Annotated in this window: 19 protein-coding genes; 12 read left to right on the top strand and 7 right to left on the bottom strand. The window is 65.2% G+C overall.

The genetic code is table 11. The features are described from left to right. Positions 1–99 precede the first annotated feature (99 nt). From ACFQXB_RS02400 to ACFQXB_RS02390, 3 genes are all read left to right on the top strand, one after another. On the top strand, positions 100–948 hold the full coding sequence (locus ACFQXB_RS02400) for a methylated-DNA--[protein]-cysteine S-methyltransferase (RefSeq protein WP_377398522.1): 849 nt from the start codon (positions 100–102) through the stop codon (positions 946–948). Positions 949–1,051: 103 nt separating this feature from the next. Then, positions 1,052–1,726 (top strand): OmpA family protein, encoded by a 675-nt coding sequence (locus ACFQXB_RS02395; protein WP_377398519.1) that lies wholly within the window; start codon positions 1,052–1,054, stop codon positions 1,724–1,726. A gap of 99 nt (positions 1,727–1,825) precedes the next feature. Then, on the top strand, positions 1,826–2,596 hold the full coding sequence (locus tag ACFQXB_RS02390) for a FadR/GntR family transcriptional regulator (RefSeq protein WP_377398516.1): 771 nt from the start codon (positions 1,826–1,828) through the stop codon (positions 2,594–2,596). 418 nt (positions 2,597–3,014) lie between these two features. Here the strand turns inward: ACFQXB_RS02390 and ACFQXB_RS02385 are convergent, their stop codons facing one another. The 5 genes from ACFQXB_RS02385 to ACFQXB_RS02365 all read right to left on the bottom strand — a co-directional run bounded on the left by ACFQXB_RS02385 (position 3,015) and on the right by ACFQXB_RS02365 (position 5,527). Continuing rightward, positions 3,015–3,569 (bottom strand): F0F1 ATP synthase subunit B, encoded by a 555-nt coding sequence (locus ACFQXB_RS02385; RefSeq protein ID WP_377398513.1) that lies wholly within the window; start codon positions 3,567–3,569, stop codon positions 3,015–3,017. A 3-nt stretch (positions 3,570–3,572) separates the two neighbouring features. Next, positions 3,573–4,091, bottom strand: a complete 519-nt coding sequence (locus ACFQXB_RS02380) for a F0F1 ATP synthase subunit B' (RefSeq protein WP_377398510.1) — start codon at positions 4,089–4,091, stop codon at positions 3,573–3,575. 75 nt (positions 4,092–4,166) lie between these two features. Beyond that, positions 4,167–4,403: a F0F1 ATP synthase subunit C gene (locus ACFQXB_RS02375; protein ID WP_150420883.1), complete on the bottom strand. Its 237-nt coding sequence runs from the start codon at positions 4,401–4,403 to the stop codon at positions 4,167–4,169. 46 nt (positions 4,404–4,449) lie between these two features. After that, entirely contained in the window at positions 4,450–5,190 is a 741-nt protein-coding gene (locus ACFQXB_RS02370; protein ID WP_377398506.1) for a F0F1 ATP synthase subunit A, read from the bottom strand. Position 5,191: 1 nt separating this feature from the next. Then, positions 5,192–5,527 carry an AtpZ/AtpI family protein gene (locus ACFQXB_RS02365; protein WP_377398503.1) on the bottom strand — a complete coding sequence of 112 codons (336 nt, stop codon included), beginning with the start codon at positions 5,525–5,527 and terminating at the stop codon, positions 5,192–5,194. A 227-nt stretch (positions 5,528–5,754) separates the two neighbouring features. On the opposite strand from ACFQXB_RS02365, the gene ACFQXB_RS02360 reads away from it, so the two are divergent. Next, on the top strand, positions 5,755–6,147 hold the full coding sequence (locus tag ACFQXB_RS02360) for an ArsR/SmtB family transcription factor (RefSeq protein WP_377398500.1): 393 nt from the start codon (positions 5,755–5,757) through the stop codon (positions 6,145–6,147). Here ACFQXB_RS02360 and ACFQXB_RS02355 read toward each other — a convergent pair. Further along, positions 6,113–7,063: a DMT family transporter gene (locus ACFQXB_RS02355; protein WP_377398497.1), complete on the bottom strand. Its 951-nt coding sequence runs from the start codon at positions 7,061–7,063 to the stop codon at positions 6,113–6,115. The two genes, ACFQXB_RS02360 and ACFQXB_RS02355, sit on opposite strands and share 35 nt — an antisense overlap. Continuing rightward, entirely contained in the window at positions 7,060–7,944 is an 885-nt protein-coding gene (locus ACFQXB_RS02350; RefSeq protein WP_377398494.1) for a LysR family transcriptional regulator, read from the bottom strand. The genes ACFQXB_RS02355 and ACFQXB_RS02350 overlap by 4 nt, the downstream gene beginning before the upstream one ends. A 177-nt stretch (positions 7,945–8,121) precedes the next feature. Between ACFQXB_RS02350 and ACFQXB_RS02345 the strand changes: the two genes are divergently transcribed. The 8 genes from ACFQXB_RS02345 (at position 8,122) to trmD (ending at position 14,047) form a co-directional block, all read left to right on the top strand. Continuing rightward, a complete protein-coding gene (locus tag ACFQXB_RS02345) occupies positions 8,122–8,469 on the top strand; it encodes a hypothetical protein (protein WP_377398491.1) in 348 nt (115 codons plus the stop codon). A gap of 690 nt (positions 8,470–9,159) precedes the next feature. Then, the gene (gene ffh / locus ACFQXB_RS02340) at positions 9,160–10,650 is read left to right on the top strand and encodes a signal recognition particle protein (RefSeq protein ID WP_377398488.1); all 1,491 of its coding nucleotides are present in this window, start codon (positions 9,160–9,162) and stop codon (positions 10,648–10,650) included. Further along, positions 10,647–11,174: a GNAT family N-acetyltransferase gene (locus ACFQXB_RS02335; RefSeq protein ID WP_377398485.1), complete on the top strand. Its 528-nt coding sequence runs from the start codon at positions 10,647–10,649 to the stop codon at positions 11,172–11,174. Before ffh ends, ACFQXB_RS02335 begins: the two co-directional genes overlap by 4 nt. Further along, positions 11,171–11,467, top strand: a complete 297-nt coding sequence (locus tag ACFQXB_RS02330) for a chorismate mutase (protein ID WP_377398481.1) — start codon at positions 11,171–11,173, stop codon at positions 11,465–11,467. The genes ACFQXB_RS02335 and ACFQXB_RS02330 overlap by 4 nt, the downstream gene beginning before the upstream one ends. A 42-nt stretch (positions 11,468–11,509) precedes the next feature. Beyond that, the gene (rpsP, locus tag ACFQXB_RS02325; RefSeq protein ID WP_377398478.1) at positions 11,510–11,866 is read left to right on the top strand and encodes a 30S ribosomal protein S16; all 357 of its coding nucleotides are present in this window, start codon (positions 11,510–11,512) and stop codon (positions 11,864–11,866) included. Between the two features lie 50 nt (positions 11,867–11,916). Continuing rightward, a complete protein-coding gene (rimM, locus tag ACFQXB_RS02320; RefSeq protein ID WP_377398475.1) occupies positions 11,917–12,423 on the top strand; it encodes a ribosome maturation factor RimM in 507 nt (168 codons plus the stop codon). Further along, positions 12,420–13,220, top strand: coding sequence for a hypothetical protein (locus ACFQXB_RS02315; RefSeq protein ID WP_377398472.1), 801 nt, complete (start codon positions 12,420–12,422; stop codon positions 13,218–13,220). Before rimM ends, ACFQXB_RS02315 begins: the two co-directional genes overlap by 4 nt. Beyond that, on the top strand, positions 13,217–14,047 hold the full coding sequence (gene trmD, locus ACFQXB_RS02310) for a tRNA (guanosine(37)-N1)-methyltransferase TrmD (protein WP_377398469.1): 831 nt from the start codon (positions 13,217–13,219) through the stop codon (positions 14,045–14,047). Before ACFQXB_RS02315 ends, trmD begins: the two co-directional genes overlap by 4 nt. The last annotated feature ends 20 nt before the right edge of the window (positions 14,048–14,067 follow it).

The following is a 14,067-nucleotide window of genomic DNA, read 5'->3' as shown; positions in this document are numbered from 1 at the left end:
CCGCTTGGGCCCGCCCCGGCAAGAGGATCGCGCGCATTGCGCAGAAAACGGGTCGCCTGTGTCGCGCGTCTGGCCTAGCCTTGGCGCAAGGAGAGCGACATGCAAGACGACAGCCCTGCCTATCACTATGCCACCATCGCCCGCGCCCTTGCGGTGATCGAAACCGAAGGGGCGTTGCCGCTCGACAACCTTGCCGCGCGGCTGGGCATGAGTCCCGCGCATTTCCAGCGCACCTTCAGCCGCTGGGTGGGCATTTCACCCAAGCGGTATCAGCAGTATCTTGCGCTGGATCACGCCAGGGCGCTGCTTGCCAACCGCTTCACCACGCTGGAAACCGCCCTTGCCACCGGCCTGTCCGGCACCGGGCGGCTGCATGACCTGTTCCTGCGCTGGGAGGCAATGAGTCCCGGTGACTTCGCGCGGCTTGGCGAGGGTCTGACCATCCGCTGGGGCTGGTTCACCTCACCCTTCGGCGACACGCTGGCGATGGGCACTGACCGCGGCCTTTGCGGATTGGCCTTCGCCGCCGAAACCGGGGCCGACGCGGCCTTTGCCGATCTGGCCGGGCGCTGGCCGAAGGCCAGCCTTGTCGAGGATGCGCCCGCGCTTGCAGGCTGGGTCGCCGCCGCGTTCGCACAGAAGGGAGAAGCCGCGCTGCATCTGATCGGCGCCCCGTTCCAGATCAAGGTGTGGGAGGCCCTGCTGCGCGTGCCCACCGGCCATGTGACGACCTATTCGGCGATCGCCCATGCGGTTGGCGCGCCAAAGGCCGTTCGCGCGGTCGGAACGGCGGTGGGGCGAAACCCCGTCTCCTGGCTTATTCCCTGTCACCGGGCCTTGCGCAAATCGGGGGCTTTGGGGGGCTACCACTGGGGTTTGCCGGTCAAGCGCGCGATGCTGGCCTGGGAGGCCGCGCGCGCGGATGGCGACATGCTCGCTTCAAGTTGATGAAGAAGGTCGCGCCCGCCAAGGCGGCACGCTAGGCGGCCCACGGAACTGGTGCTATAGCTTCGGCGTTATCCGTCAGGACCAATTTTGCGAGGCTTGTCCAATGCGTATCAGAACATCGTACTGCATCATCGGCCTGAGCGCGCTTGCGCTTGCCGCATGTGCCCCCACGCCCGGCGTCTACGACCCTGTGAGCGGCGGCTATGTGAACGAAAACCAGCGCGCCCAGACCGGCGCCCTGACCGGCGCGGCGATCGGCGCCGCGATCGGGGGCAGCCAGCGCGGCGGCAATCGCCTGGGTCAGGCCGCCGTCGGCGGCGTGATCGGCGCGGCGCTTGGTGGCGCCATCGGCGCAAACCTCGACCGTCAGGCGGCGGAACTGCGCAATTCGGTCGGCAGCAACATCGACGTGCGCAACACCGGGAACGAGCTGATCGTGACCATGCCGCAGGACATCCTGTTCGCCACTGACAGCGCCGTGGTGCGCGCCGACCTGCAACGCGACCTGCGCGCGATCGCCGGGAACCTGATCAGCTATCCCAACAGCACGATCCAGATCGTCGGCCATACCGACAGCACCGGAACTGCCGCCTACAACCAGAACCTGTCCGAGCGCCGCGCCAATGCGGTTGCCGCAGTTCTGCGCGATTCCGGCGTGCCCTCGTCGCGCATCGTGGCTTATGGCCGCGGTCAGGACCAGCCGGTGGCCTCGAACGCGACGGCGGAAGGCCGGATGCAGAACCGTCGGGTCGAGATCATCATCCGTCCGACCTCCTGATCGCCCGGTATCATCCGAAAGGCCGGGCCAGATGCCCGGCCTTTTCCATTGAGCTTTCCGCAATGCGGTCATATGTCTTGACCAATTGCGGGGACCACCATGCCATTCGAGAAGATTCAGGCCGAAAAGATCTCGCACTCGGTCATTCGTCAGATCGAGGAGCTGATTCTGCGCGGGGTTCTGCGCCCGGGCGAGCGCCTGCCTGCGGAACGCGACCTGTCCGAGAAATTGGGGGTTTCGCGCCCCTCGCTGCGCGAAGCCGTCGCCGAACTGCAGGAACGGGGCCTGCTGACCAGCCGTGCCGGTTCAGGCATCTATGTGGCCGAGGTGCTGGGGCCGGTCTTTGCCGCGCCGCTGGTGGCACTTTTCGCCACCCATGACGAGGCGGTGTTCGACTATATCGCGTTTCGCCGGGATCTGGAGGGCCTTGCCGCAGAACGTGCGGCCCGCGTAGGTTCCGCCACCGATCTTGCGGTTGTCGAGGCCGTCTTTCGCAAGATGGAAGCGGCGCATGACAAGCGCGATCCGACGGACGAAGCGCGCCTTGATGCCGAGTTCCATCTTGCCATCATCGAAGCCAGCCACAACGTCATCATGCTGCACATGATGCGCTCGATGTTCGAACTGCTGCGCGAAGGCGTGTTCTACAATCGGCAGACGATGTTCAAGAGCCGCACCACCCGCGACATGCTTCTGGATCAGCATCGCGCCATGAACGAGGCGCTTCAGGCGCGCGACCCCGCCGGCGCGCGGGCAGCGGTCGAAGCGCATCTGACTTATGTGGAACAGGCGATGTCCGAGATCCGCAAGGCCGATGCCAATGATGCCATCGCGCGGCGGCGACTTCAGCAGGAACGGGTGCGTCCCTGACGGCATCATCCGCGAGCGGCCTTGCCGTCACCGCAACCGATACGTTCTTGCGGCCGATCCCGCTGCGTCATGACCTCGCCGCGAGGGCGCGCGCGTCCGCATTCAAGGGTTGACGCCACAGGGCTCGGGCGGCAGGCGGGCACCGACAGCGTCGCGGCCGGTTATGACCCACAGGTTCCTGCGCGGATCGGGCGTGGCAAGCCGCCCTGCGGCCTCCTGATGAAGCGTCCCGCTCTGCCTGCCGGCGCTCCGCTTGTCACGTGCGGGAGTGATTTCGCCACCCCGGTCGCGGAGCGTTCATGCGGGTCCGGGTTCCCACGGCGGAGGGACAGACCGCGACATCCTTGTGGCAAGGCACTTCTTCAAACGAAGGCACCCGGGCCACGGCCCGGGTGTTCGCGTTTCATGAGGATGACGCCTAGTGCAGACGTTCCTCGACCTGACGGATCGAATCATCGATCAGCTTTGAGGCATCGGCCGCGCTCAGTTTCCGGGCGATCACCTCGCCGGCAACCGCGATGGCCACGTTGACCGCCTGGTTGCGCACTGCGGCAACCGCTGCCTGTTCGGCCGAACCGATCTGATCCTCGGCGGCCTGAAGGCGCCGAGCGATGGCGTGCTGCAGATCCGCCTTTGCCTGTTCGGCGGCGCGGTTGGCTTCGTCCTTGGCATTGGCCACGATCCGAAGCGCCTGTTCCTGCACTTCCTTCTGCTTGCGCTCATACGAGGCAAGCAGCGACTGGGCCTCTTCGCGCAGCGCCTTGGCTTCGGCCAGATCCGACCGGATCGAGACCGCCCGGTTGTCAAGCAGCCCCAGAACCTTTTGCGGCACCTTGAAGTAGGCAAGCACCGCGAGGAACACCAGGAAGCCGAGCAACACGACGAAGTCGGTGTTATAAAGCGACAGGAACGGGCCTTCCGCAGCGAAGGCCGGCGAGGCTGCAGCCACAAGAATCAGCGAGAGCTTTTTCATGGCCTACCCTTTCACCCGCGCGGCAACACCCGCAGCGATCAATTCCGCATCCGGCGCGACACCCATGGCCGAGACGATGTCCTGAGCGGCTTCGCGTGCGACTTCGGTCACGCTGGCAAGCGCATTTTCACGGATCGCCAGGATGCGTTTTTCCGATTCTGCGGCCTTGGCCGCGATCTCCGCATCGGCGCGCGCCGTTGCCGCATCCAGATCCGCCTGGATCTCGGCCCGGGCCGCGGCGATGATCCGCCCGGCTTCGACACGCGCATCGGCAAGAGCCTGGTTATAGGCAGCCTCGGCCTCGGTGGCCTTCAGCTTGAGCTCCTCGGCGGCGGCAATGTCGTTGGCAATCGTGCCCCGACGCTCGGCCAGAACCGCGCCGATACGCGGCAGCCCGATGCGGGTCAGAATGAAATAGATCACGACAAGCGTGACCAGAACCCAGAAGATCTGGTTCGGAAAGGTCGAGACGTCGAGCTGCGGGATCCCGCCCGGCTCGCTCGTGTACACCTCATGCTCCATGTCGTCCTCCTGGAACCCGAAAATCGACCGGACGGGCCTGATGACCCGTCCGCCCTTAAGAAGGGATTGTCAGGCTCAGACTGCGAACATCAGCAGCAGGGCGATCAGGAACGAGAAGATGCCCAGAGCTTCGGCAAAGGCGATGCCGACGAAGAGGTTTGCGGTCTGGCTCGGGGCCGCCGCCGGGTTGCGGAGCGCACCAGCAAGGAAGTTGCTGGCGATGTTGCCCACACCGATACCAGCGCCTGCCAGACCGAATGCGGCAAGACCGGCGCCGATGTATTTGCCCATAAGTGCGAGTTCGCCTTCCATGTCGTGCTCCTATTGGTTGGAATGGCTTGAGTAGAACCTGACCGGATCAGTGGTGCGAATGCAGCGCGTCGCGCAGGTAGACGCAGGTCAGGATAGTGAAAACATAGGCCTGAACCACTGCCACCAGCAGTTCGAGCGCATAGATGGCGGTGATTGCGAAGATCGGAACGACCGAGGCCAGGCCCAGCGCGCCGGCAAAGCCCGCGAACACCTTGATCACCGCATGTCCGGCCATCAGGTTGCCGCCAAGACGGATCGAATGGCTGACGGGGCGGACGAAGTAGGAAACGATCTCGATCACGGCAAGGACCGGGCGGATCGCCAGCGGCGCCGACGTCACCCAGAACATGCCCAGGAAGCCGATCCCCTGGTTTACGAAACCGAGGATCGTGACCCCGAAGAACACCAGCAGCGCCAGCGTCGCCGTCACGGCGATGTGCGAGGTCGAGGTGAAGCTGAGCGGCACAAGGCCGAGGACGTTGGCAAAGAGGATGAACAGGAACAGCGTCAGGACATAGGGAAAATACTTCACCCCATCCTTGCCGGTCACATCCTCGACCATCGAATAGACAAAGCCATAGATCAGCTCGGCCACCGACTGGCTGCGGGTCGGAACGATTGCACGGCGCCGCGTGCCCAGCACCATCAGCGCCGTCACGGCCAGAACCGAGAAGAACAGCCACAGCGTCATGTTGGTCGGCGTGTACCAATGGATCACATCGCCCCCGAACAGGGGCCTGATGATGAACTGGTCCATCGGGTGGATCGCGAAGCCTTCCGCCGCCATGCTAATTCCCTTCGTCCCTCGCGGATTGCTGATCCGCATCGCTCTTTTTCTGCATCTCGTGTGCCGACTGAAGCATGACCTTCACCCCGGCCACGAGGCCTATTACAACAAACAGCACCAGAAACAGCGGCCGCGTTCCGAAAAGCGCATCCAGCCCCATTCCGATGCCCAGCCCGATCACCAGACCGGACACAAGCTCGATCACCATCCGCCAGGCAACCTCGCCCTGCGAATAGCCCTGGGAGGCAGCGCTCCGCCTTGGTTCGGCAGCGGCGCGGGCCCGTGCGATCCGTTCTTCAAGCGCGCGCAGACGCTCCTGCTCCGGATCAACCGCCATGAATGGCCCCCCAAGGTCAGTCGGGCGGAACCTAGGGACATGGCTGCACCGAGTCAAGCGGCGATGTGCAGCCGCAGAATAAAGCCAAGCTCTTGAAATTGCATTGACTTTCAGGATCGCCATCCGGCATCCGCCCCCTTCGCCTCGCCGCAAGCTGCGGCCAGGAGGGGATTCCGACATTCAACCGGATGGTTGACCAATTTCGCGCGAAAGGTCATTGCTTTGCCATGACACAGGCCCTTGACCATGTCTTTGCCGCCCTTGCGGACCCCACGCGGCGCGCCATTCTCAGCATGTTGCTTGAGGATGACATGGCGGTCACCGATGTCGCGGAACCTTTCGAGATGTCGCTGGCGGCGATCTCGAAGCATCTTGCCATTCTGGCGGCCGCCGGCCTTATCAGCCAGGAAAAGCGCGGGCGCGTGAAATGGTGCAAGCTCGAACCGGATGCGCTGCGCCCGGCCAGCGTCTGGATGCAGGGCTTCGGCCAGTTCGAACCGCTGGATCTCGAAGCCTTCGAGCGGTTCCTGATCGTCGAGTTGCAGCAGCCCCCCGAGACGGAGGAGGCGGCGACGGACGAACCTGTCAGACCCGAGGGCCCCGGACGCCCTCATCCTTGAGCAGGATCATCAGCGCCACGGCCGACATCACCACCCCCGGCAACACCAGCCCTGAGGGCAGGCTGTTGCCAAGCGCCACTTCCCACAGGATCACGAAGCTTGGCACAAGATAGGTGTAGGCCATGACCTTGGCCGATGGCAGGCGCATCGCCGCGTATTGCAGCAGGAAGAAGGTCATGGCGCTGGCGAAGACCGCCACATAGATCAGCGTCACCCAGACGATCAGGGGCAGGGCAAGCCAGTCGGTCGCGCGCAGATCCGCCCAGCCCCAGACCAGAAGCAGAAGGAAGCCGCCACTCATCACCGCGAAGGTCGACACCAGCGCCGGCTCGCCGCGGTTCAGCAGGCGCAGCATCGGCGTGAACAGGGCATGGGCCGCGCAGCCCAGGAAATAGATCGCCTCGCCCCGTCCGACATGAAAGCCGAACAGCGCCGACATCTCGCCGCGGAAAATGACCCAAAGCGCCCCGAAGGCCCCTACTGCCAGCCCCAGAACCATGCGCCATGACAACACCTGACGCAGCAGCAGATAGCCGAACAGGGCTGTCATCAGCGGCGTGAGGGTAAAGACCGCGCTGGTCGCGACTGGCGGCGCGGTCTTGAGCCCTTCGAACATCAGGACGAAATAGGCGGCGAACAACCCGCCCAGCACCAGATAGCGCCAGGGGGCGTGGAACTGGCTGCGGTGAAGGCCCGGTCCCGCAAGGCAAAGAACCCCGAGCAGCGCCGCGGCGATCGCAAAGCGCGCCGCGTTGATGGCTGCCGGGGCAATCAGATTCGCCGCAAGAGCACCAAGGCTGAACGATCCCGCCACCATCACCGCAAAACCCAGCATCGCCAGATGCCCACGCGCCGGGTCCGAAAGGCCCCCCAGGGCTGCCGAAACACGCCCCGTCGCATCCCGCACGGTCATCATGAGAGATTCCAACCGCGCGCGGCCTCCTTGAGCGCGTGCAGCACGGCCTGAACCTTCGGAGTCCGGTGCAGGTCCACATGCGTGACCAGCCAGAGCGGCGCCGTCCAGGCATCGCGCGGCGCCGCGACCTGGACCAGCGCGGGATGACGCGCCGCCTCATGCAAGGGGAAAAAGCCGATACCCGCCCCGTTCAGCACCGCCTCCTGCATGGTTTGGGTATCGGTGCCGCGGAAGCTGATGGCCTGAGGCGGGAGGGTCTGGTGCATCCAGCGGAAGAACGGTGCGCGGGTTTCGCTGTTGCTGCCGACGAACCGGTGGTGAGAGAAATCCTCGTCGCTTTCGGGGAGGCCTGCCGCATCAAGGTAGTCGCGCGTGGCATAGAGGGCGTGGCGCAACTGCACGAAGGGCTGAACGACGTTGTCGGGCTGATCAGGCGCGGATCCGGCGCGAATGGCCACATGGGCCTCGCCATATTCAAGGCGGAACAGACGCTGATCGGTCAGAAACCGCACCAGAAGTCCGGGGTGGTCGCGCTGCAATCCCACCAGCGCCGGGGTGATGAACCCGCGCAATTCCGGCACCGAGGTCACGATCAGGTCGCCCGTCACACCGTCGCCCCTGCCGCGGATACGCCCGGCCAGCTGCGAGAACTGATCTTCGGTCGCCTGCGCAACCTGCAGAAGATCCAGGCCCGCTTCGGTGGGGGTATAGCCGCGCGCATGCCGCTGGAACAGCCGTGCGCCCAGGCGTTTCTCGAGCGCGTCGATGTGTCGGATCACCGTGGCATGATGGACGCCCAGCGCCTCGGCCGCACCCGAGACGGTACCCAGCCGCGCCACATGATAGGCCGTGCGGATCTCGTCCCAGGTTTCGACACTCATGTTTCGGATCCAGGTTCCCGGCCAGACTACACACTTTGCTCACAGACAGATCATGGTTTTGTCAATGAACGCAATCGCAAAAGCCGCGTTGGGTCGGCGAGCGGGTGAAAGACCCCGCGCCTGGAAGACCTCCCAACCTGACGCGGCCCGGCCGCGCACCACGAAAGGAGACTACATATGTTCAAGAAATCGATCATCGCCGCCGGCATGGCCCTTGTTGCAGCCCCCGCCCTTGCGCAGGCCGTGGAGCAGAATGCCGACATGGTGCCCCCGATGGCATCGGAAGCGCATAATGCCGCGCCGCACGGCGCCGTGCAACTGCCGACCGATGCGGACCCCAATGCTCAGGCGGCCTCGCCCGAAGCACCGGTCTTCGACTGGGGCTCGCATATCGATACGGCGGATGACCGCGGCGTTGTCACGCCGGGCAAGATCCAGCTTGCCGGCCCCCTGGGCGTCGATCCGGCCGCCTTTACCACGGCCGAACTGGTGGACATGTTCGCCCGGCAGATCGACGGCGTCTGAGCCATCCCCGACCACGCTGAAGCGTGGCCAAGGCGCCAGAACGTTCTGGCCGCAACCCCCGGCATCGTCCGGGGGTTTTGCGTGACATTCTCCATCAGTCCGAAGACGCGGCGTATCTCGTGCGCCACCCCCATGCCGAACCCGTTCCGGATCAGGCTGTCGCGGACAAGTGGGTTGTGCATCGCCCTGTTCCTGTCGCTGGTGCCGCTGCCGTCCCGGGGGCGCACATGATCGAGAGGCCCTGACGCAGGCCCCGGGCCGGTGTCGATGCCGACCGGGCTCCCGCTGCCGCAGGCTTTTCGCCGACTTCCCGCAAGGGCATCTGGCCGGCCTGCGCGCGGCATCGATGACGCCTTTGTCGGTGGCCCAGGTCTCACGTGCGCTTCCGAAGCCGCCGTCTGCCCTCCCCGGAAGCAGATGATCGCCATGCTGCACCACACGGGCCCTTGCCGCGTTCCGGCATGAAGGCCGGGCCGCCGGCGACGGGCGCAAGGGGGTCCTGCCTTGACTCTGGCCGCCACAGGGCGTATGGGCGCAGCAATTCCGGAGGTTCGTCAGCCTTCCGGTCCCGGCCCTGTGCCGGGATCGCCACCCGTCAGCGAGGTTTCGCCCGCGGGTGACATTGGCGTTTGGGCCGTTTTCCCTTATCTGGGAAAACATCGTGTGGCAAAGGGTCAAGGAGGACCGCGCATGTTCGAGAACCTGTCAGAACGCCTTTCCGGCGTCTTCGACCGGCTGACCAAGCAGGGCGCGCTGTCCGATGAGGATGTGGCAACCGCCCTGCGCGAAGTGCGCGTCGCGCTTCTGGAAGCCGATGTGTCGCTTCCCGTGGCCCGCGACTTCGTCAAGGCTGTGCAGGACAAGGCGACCGGCCAGGCAGTGACGAAATCGGTCACGCCCGGCCAGCAGGTCGTCAAGATCGTCCATGACGAACTGGTCGCCGTGCTGAAGGGTGCCGAGGATCCCGGCGCGCTGAAGATCGACAATGCGCCCGCGCCGATCCTGATGGTGGGCCTACAAGGCTCGGGCAAGACGACGACAACCGCAAAGCTGGCCAAGCGCCTGAAGGACAAGAACGGCAAGCGGGTGCTGATGGCCTCGCTCGATACGAACCGCCCTGCGGCGATGGAACAGCTTGCCATCCTGGGCAAGCAGATCGGCGTGGACACGCTGCCGATCGTCAAGGGCGAAAGCGCGGTGCAGATCGCGAAACGCGCCAGGACGCAGGCAAGCCTTGGTGGCTATGACGTCTATATGCTGGATACTGCCGGTCGGCTGCATATCGACGAAGTGCTGATGGACGAGGTTCAGGCCGTCCGCGATATTGCCAACCCGCGCGAGACGCTGCTGGTGGTCGATGGTCTTACCGGTCAGGACGCGGTGAACGTCGCCAAGGAATTTGACGGCAAGATTGGCATCTCGGGCGTCGTGCTGACGCGGATGGACGGCGACGGGCGCGGCGGCGCGGCGCTGTCGATGCGCGCGATCACCGGCAAGCCGATCCGCTTTGTCGGCCTTGGCGAAAAGATGGACGCGATCGAGCCGTTCGAGGCCGAACGCATCGCCGGCCGGATTCTGGGCATGGGCGACATCGTGGCCCTTGTGGAACGCGCGCAGGAAACGCTTGAGGCCGAACAGGCCGAGCGGATGATGAAGCGATTCCAGAAGGGTCAGTTCAACATGAACGACCTCAAGATGCAGCTGGAACAGATGCTGCGCATGGGCGGGCTGGAAAGCATCATGGGCATGATGCCCGGCATGGGCAAGATGTCGAAACAGGCGGCCGATGCCGGTTTCGATGACTCGGTCCTGCGCCGGCAGATCGCGCTCATCAACTCCATGACCAAGAAGGAACGCGCCAACCCCGACCTGCTGCAGGCCAGCCGCAAGAAGCGGATCGCCGCCGGCGCGGGGCTTGAGGTGTCGGAGCTCAACCGTCTGCTCAAGATGCACCGGCAGATGGCCGATGCGATGAAGAAAATGGGCAAGATGGGCAAGAAGGGGATGCTCAAGGGCGCCATTGCCCAGATGTTCGGCAAGGGCGGCGTGCCCAAGGAACTGGCCGGAATGGACCCGGCCCAGCTCGCGCAACAGATGCCTGGGCAGCTTCCGCCCGGGCTTGCGGGTCTGGGCAAGGGCCTGCCCGCCGGGCTTTCCGGGCTGGGGATGAAGAAGAAGTGAGCATCGCGCTGAGCAATACCCCGGTCCTGAGGACCGAGCGGCTGGTCCTGCGTGCCCCCGGCCCGCAGGACTGGGAAAGCTGCGCCGCCTTCATGGCCAGCGATCGTGCGCGCTACGTGGGCGGCCCTCTGTCCCGCGACAAGGCCTGGCGCAGCTTTGGCCACCTGATCGGTCACTGGGTGCTGCGCGGCTGGGGCATGTTCGTGTTCTGTGACGGCGCCCGCCCGCTGGGCATGGTCGGCCCGTGGTTTCCCGAGGGCTGGCCCGAGCGCGAGATCGGCTGGAGTGTCTGGGCCCCCGAGGCCGAGGGCAAGGGCTATGCCGCCGAAGCGGCCCGTGCGGCGCGCGATCATGCCTTCACCACGCTTGAATGGAACACGGCGGTCAGCTACATCGACCCCCCGAATAGGCGGTCCGTCGCGCTGGCCGAACGGTTGGGTGCCCGGCTTGATCCGCAGGCCACACCGCTCCCCGGCGGGCCTTGCCTCGTCTACCGTCACACAGCTTCCGGAGCCTCTGCATGACCGACGTGATTGAACGCGCCCAGGCCCTGCTCAAGGGACACCGCGAAAGCATCGACCGGCTGGACGCGATCCTGGTCTATACGTTGGCCGAGCGGTTCAAGCACACGCAGGCGGTGGGCCGGCTCAAGGCGGAACACGATCTGCCTCCCTCGGATCCGGCGCGCGAGGCACGCCAGATCGAACGTCTGGAATGGCTTTCCAAAGAGGCCGATCTGGACCCCGAATTCGCAAAGAAATTCCTGAACTTCATCATTTCCGAAGTCATCAGGCACCACGAGAAACTTCAGAAATAGGCGGTGTATCCGCCTTCAGGCCAAATCAAGGAGACATCAGTCATGGCTATGAAAATCCGTCTTGCCCGCGGCGGCTCGAAAAAGCGCCCCTTCTATGCGATCGTCGCATCGGATTCGCGCATGCCGCGCGACGGCCGCTTCCTCGAGAAGCTGGGCACCTACAACCCGCTGCTGGCCAAGGACAGCGAGGACCGCATCAAGATGAACATGGACCGCGTTCAGTACTGGCTGGATCAGGGCGCACAGCCGACCGACCGCGTCGCACGCTTCCTTGAAGCTGCCGGCACCCTGCCCAAGACCGAGCGCAAGAACCTCAAGAAGGCCGAACCCGGCAAGAAAGCCAAGGCACGCGCCAAGGAAAAGGCTGACAAGGCCGCAGCCGCCGAAGCTTCGGAATAAGGGGCTGCTCCACGGGCCTGCCGCCCGTGGAGCCCACAACGGAGGTGCAGGTGGCACAGGATCGTGTCTGCGTCGGCGCCATCGCGGGCGCCTTTGGCGTCAAGGGCGAGGTGCGGCTGAAAAGCTTCTGCACCGATCCCGGCGCAATCGCCGGTTACGGGCCGCTCTGGACCGAGGACGGCCGCCGGAGTTTCGACATCCGCATCACCCGCGCGGTGACCAATGGCCTTGCCGCGCGCCTGTCGGGCGTCGCAACCAAGGAGGATGCCGATGCGCTGAAGGGCGTGCAGCTTTATGCCGATCGCAGTCGCCTGCCGGGCCTGCCCGATGACGAATTCTATCACGCCGACCTGATCGGCCTTGCGGTGTTCGACACCGGGGGCACTGCGCTTGGCACCGTGCGCGCCATCCATAACCATGGCGCGGGCGACATCCTTGAAATCCACGCGCCCGGCCGGCGCGAGGCGTTGCTGCTGCCCTTCACGCAGGCGGCGGTGCCCACGGTCGATGTCGCCGCCGGGCGTATCGTCGCCGATCCGCCCGAGGCCGACGAATGATCCGCGTCATCGTTCACGCGGGCTTTCACAAGACAGGCACGTCCAGTCTTCAGCTTTATTTCGAAACCCATCGCCGCGCGCTCGGCCCCTGGCTCAGCTATTACGGCAAGGCCGACTTCCCGCTTGCCGGAACCTTGGCGCGCACCTATGCCGAACGGCCCTTTGCCTGGCGGCGCCGCGCGTTTCGCCATGCCTTCCGCCAGTTCCTTGCGCCCATCCCCGCAGCGCCGATGATCGTCCTGTCGCGCGAAACCTTTGCCGGGGTGATGCCGGGCCACCGCAACTGGCTGGGTCGGACAGTCAAGGGCTATGCCTACAGCGCCGTCCCCATCTGCGGCGAAATCCGCACCGAACTGATGCGCCGCTTCGGCCCCGACACGCAGGTGGAGTTCCTGCTGACCACGCGCGAGCGAGAAAGCTGGATCCGCTCGGTCTATGGCCATCTGCTGCGCTCGATCCATCTGACCGAGGATTACGAAGCCTTTCGTGCCCGCCTGCCCGCCACGCTTGATCTGCAGCACGAGGCCGCAGAGATTGCCCGGCAGCTTTCGCCCGTCCGGGTGCATGTCGCCGCGCTGGAGGATTACGGCACATGCCGCGAAGGTCCGGCAGCGGCGCTTCTGGATCTTGCGGGTGTGCCTCTTGATCTCCGCAACCGTCTTCCCCCGGCGCGCCGCGCCAACAGCGGCCAGTCGCCCGAGCTGATGGCCGCATTTCTGCGCATGAACCGCGAGGGCCATCCGAAGCAGGATCTCAAGCGGCGCAAGGACCGCATGATAAACGAGAGGGCATCATGACCGACAGCCCCAGATCCCACGGCCGTCTGTCCATCTCGGCCTCGGTCAAGCCACGCGAGCTGATCACCCCGACGCCGCGCATCAAGGGGGCCTGGACAGCCCGGATCATCACCCTGTTTCCCGAGGCCTTTCCGGGCACGCTGGACCTGTCGCTGACCGGCAAGGCCCTGGACCAGGGCCTTTGGGCGTTGGAAACGATCGATCTGCGCCCCTTCGGCCTGGGGCGGCACAAGAATGTCGATGACACCCCCGCGGGCGGCGGCGCCGGCATGGTATTGCGCCCGGATGTGGTGGCGGCGGCGCTTGATCAGGCGGCTGTGGGCACGCCGGCCGACCGGGCGCAGTGGCCGGTGGTCTACCTTTCGCCCCGCGGCACGCGCTTTGATCAGGCCATGGCCCGGCGCTGGTCCCAAGGCAGCGGCCTGACCCTGCTCTGCGGCCGCTTCGAGGGCGTCGACCAGCGGGTACTGGATCATTACCGGGTCGAAGAAGTCAGTCTGGGGGACTTCGTCCTGACCGGCGGCGAGATCGCGGCACAGGCCTTGATTGACGCGACAGTCCGCCTTATACCCCGCGTACTCGGGAATCAGGCCTCGACCGAGGAGGAATCCTTCTCCGACGGTCTGCTTGAACATCCGCAGTATACCAAACCCGCCGTCTGGGAGGGCCGAGAGATACCGGAAATTCTCCTTTCCGGCCATCACGGCAAGATCGCTGCCTGGCGGAAGGCAATGGCCGAAAGGCTGACCAAGGAAAGACGACCTGATCTCTGGCGGGCATATCGTGCGGCGCATGGCATGGACCCGATGGACGACCAAGAGCTCTGAGGGCGCGCCAACCAGCGGGA

Origin of the sequence: Halodurantibacterium daqingense (assembly GCF_042666235.1) — a bacterium.
Lineage (GTDB): Bacteria > Pseudomonadota > Alphaproteobacteria > Rhodobacterales > Rhodobacteraceae > Halodurantibacterium > Halodurantibacterium daqingensis.
Note: the sequence above shows the minus strand (reverse complement) of the source record. Positions and strands in the feature narration are given on the sequence as shown.

What these genes read in the sequence shown, in the direction of transcription:
- ACFQXB_RS02400 (WP_377398522.1), top strand. Translation starts at nt 100, where the DNA reads ATGCAAGACGACAGCCCTGCCTATCACTATGCCACCATCGCCCGCGCC.
- ACFQXB_RS02395 (WP_377398519.1), top strand. Translation starts at nt 1,052, where the DNA reads ATGCGTATCAGAACATCGTACTGCATCATCGGCCTGAGCGCGCTTGCG.
- ACFQXB_RS02390 (WP_377398516.1), top strand. Translation starts at nt 1,826, where the DNA reads ATGCCATTCGAGAAGATTCAGGCCGAAAAGATCTCGCACTCGGTCATT.
- ACFQXB_RS02385 (WP_377398513.1), bottom strand. Translation starts at nt 3,569, where the DNA reads ATGAAAAAGCTCTCGCTGATTCTTGTGGCTGCAGCCTCGCCGGCCTTC.
- ACFQXB_RS02380 (WP_377398510.1), bottom strand. Translation starts at nt 4,091, where the DNA reads ATGGAGCATGAGGTGTACACGAGCGAGCCGGGCGGGATCCCGCAGCTC.
- ACFQXB_RS02375 (WP_150420883.1), bottom strand. Translation starts at nt 4,403, where the DNA reads ATGGAAGGCGAACTCGCACTTATGGGCAAATACATCGGCGCCGGTCTT.
- ACFQXB_RS02370 (WP_377398506.1), bottom strand. Translation starts at nt 5,190, where the DNA reads ATGGCGGCGGAAGGCTTCGCGATCCACCCGATGGACCAGTTCATCATC.
- ACFQXB_RS02365 (WP_377398503.1), bottom strand. Translation starts at nt 5,527, where the DNA reads ATGGCGGTTGATCCGGAGCAGGAGCGTCTGCGCGCGCTTGAAGAACGG.
- ACFQXB_RS02360 (WP_377398500.1), top strand. Translation starts at nt 5,755, where the DNA reads ATGACACAGGCCCTTGACCATGTCTTTGCCGCCCTTGCGGACCCCACG.
- ACFQXB_RS02355 (WP_377398497.1), bottom strand. Translation starts at nt 7,063, where the DNA reads ATGATGACCGTGCGGGATGCGACGGGGCGTGTTTCGGCAGCCCTGGGG.
- ACFQXB_RS02350 (WP_377398494.1), bottom strand. Translation starts at nt 7,944, where the DNA reads ATGAGTGTCGAAACCTGGGACGAGATCCGCACGGCCTATCATGTGGCG.
- ACFQXB_RS02345 (WP_377398491.1), top strand. Translation starts at nt 8,122, where the DNA reads ATGTTCAAGAAATCGATCATCGCCGCCGGCATGGCCCTTGTTGCAGCC.
- ffh (WP_377398488.1), top strand. Translation starts at nt 9,160, where the DNA reads ATGTTCGAGAACCTGTCAGAACGCCTTTCCGGCGTCTTCGACCGGCTG.
- ACFQXB_RS02330 (WP_377398481.1), top strand. Translation starts at nt 11,171, where the DNA reads ATGACCGACGTGATTGAACGCGCCCAGGCCCTGCTCAAGGGACACCGC.
- rpsP (WP_377398478.1), top strand. Translation starts at nt 11,510, where the DNA reads ATGGCTATGAAAATCCGTCTTGCCCGCGGCGGCTCGAAAAAGCGCCCC.
- ACFQXB_RS02315 (WP_377398472.1), top strand. Translation starts at nt 12,420, where the DNA reads ATGATCCGCGTCATCGTTCACGCGGGCTTTCACAAGACAGGCACGTCC.
- trmD (WP_377398469.1), top strand. Translation starts at nt 13,217, where the DNA reads ATGACCGACAGCCCCAGATCCCACGGCCGTCTGTCCATCTCGGCCTCG.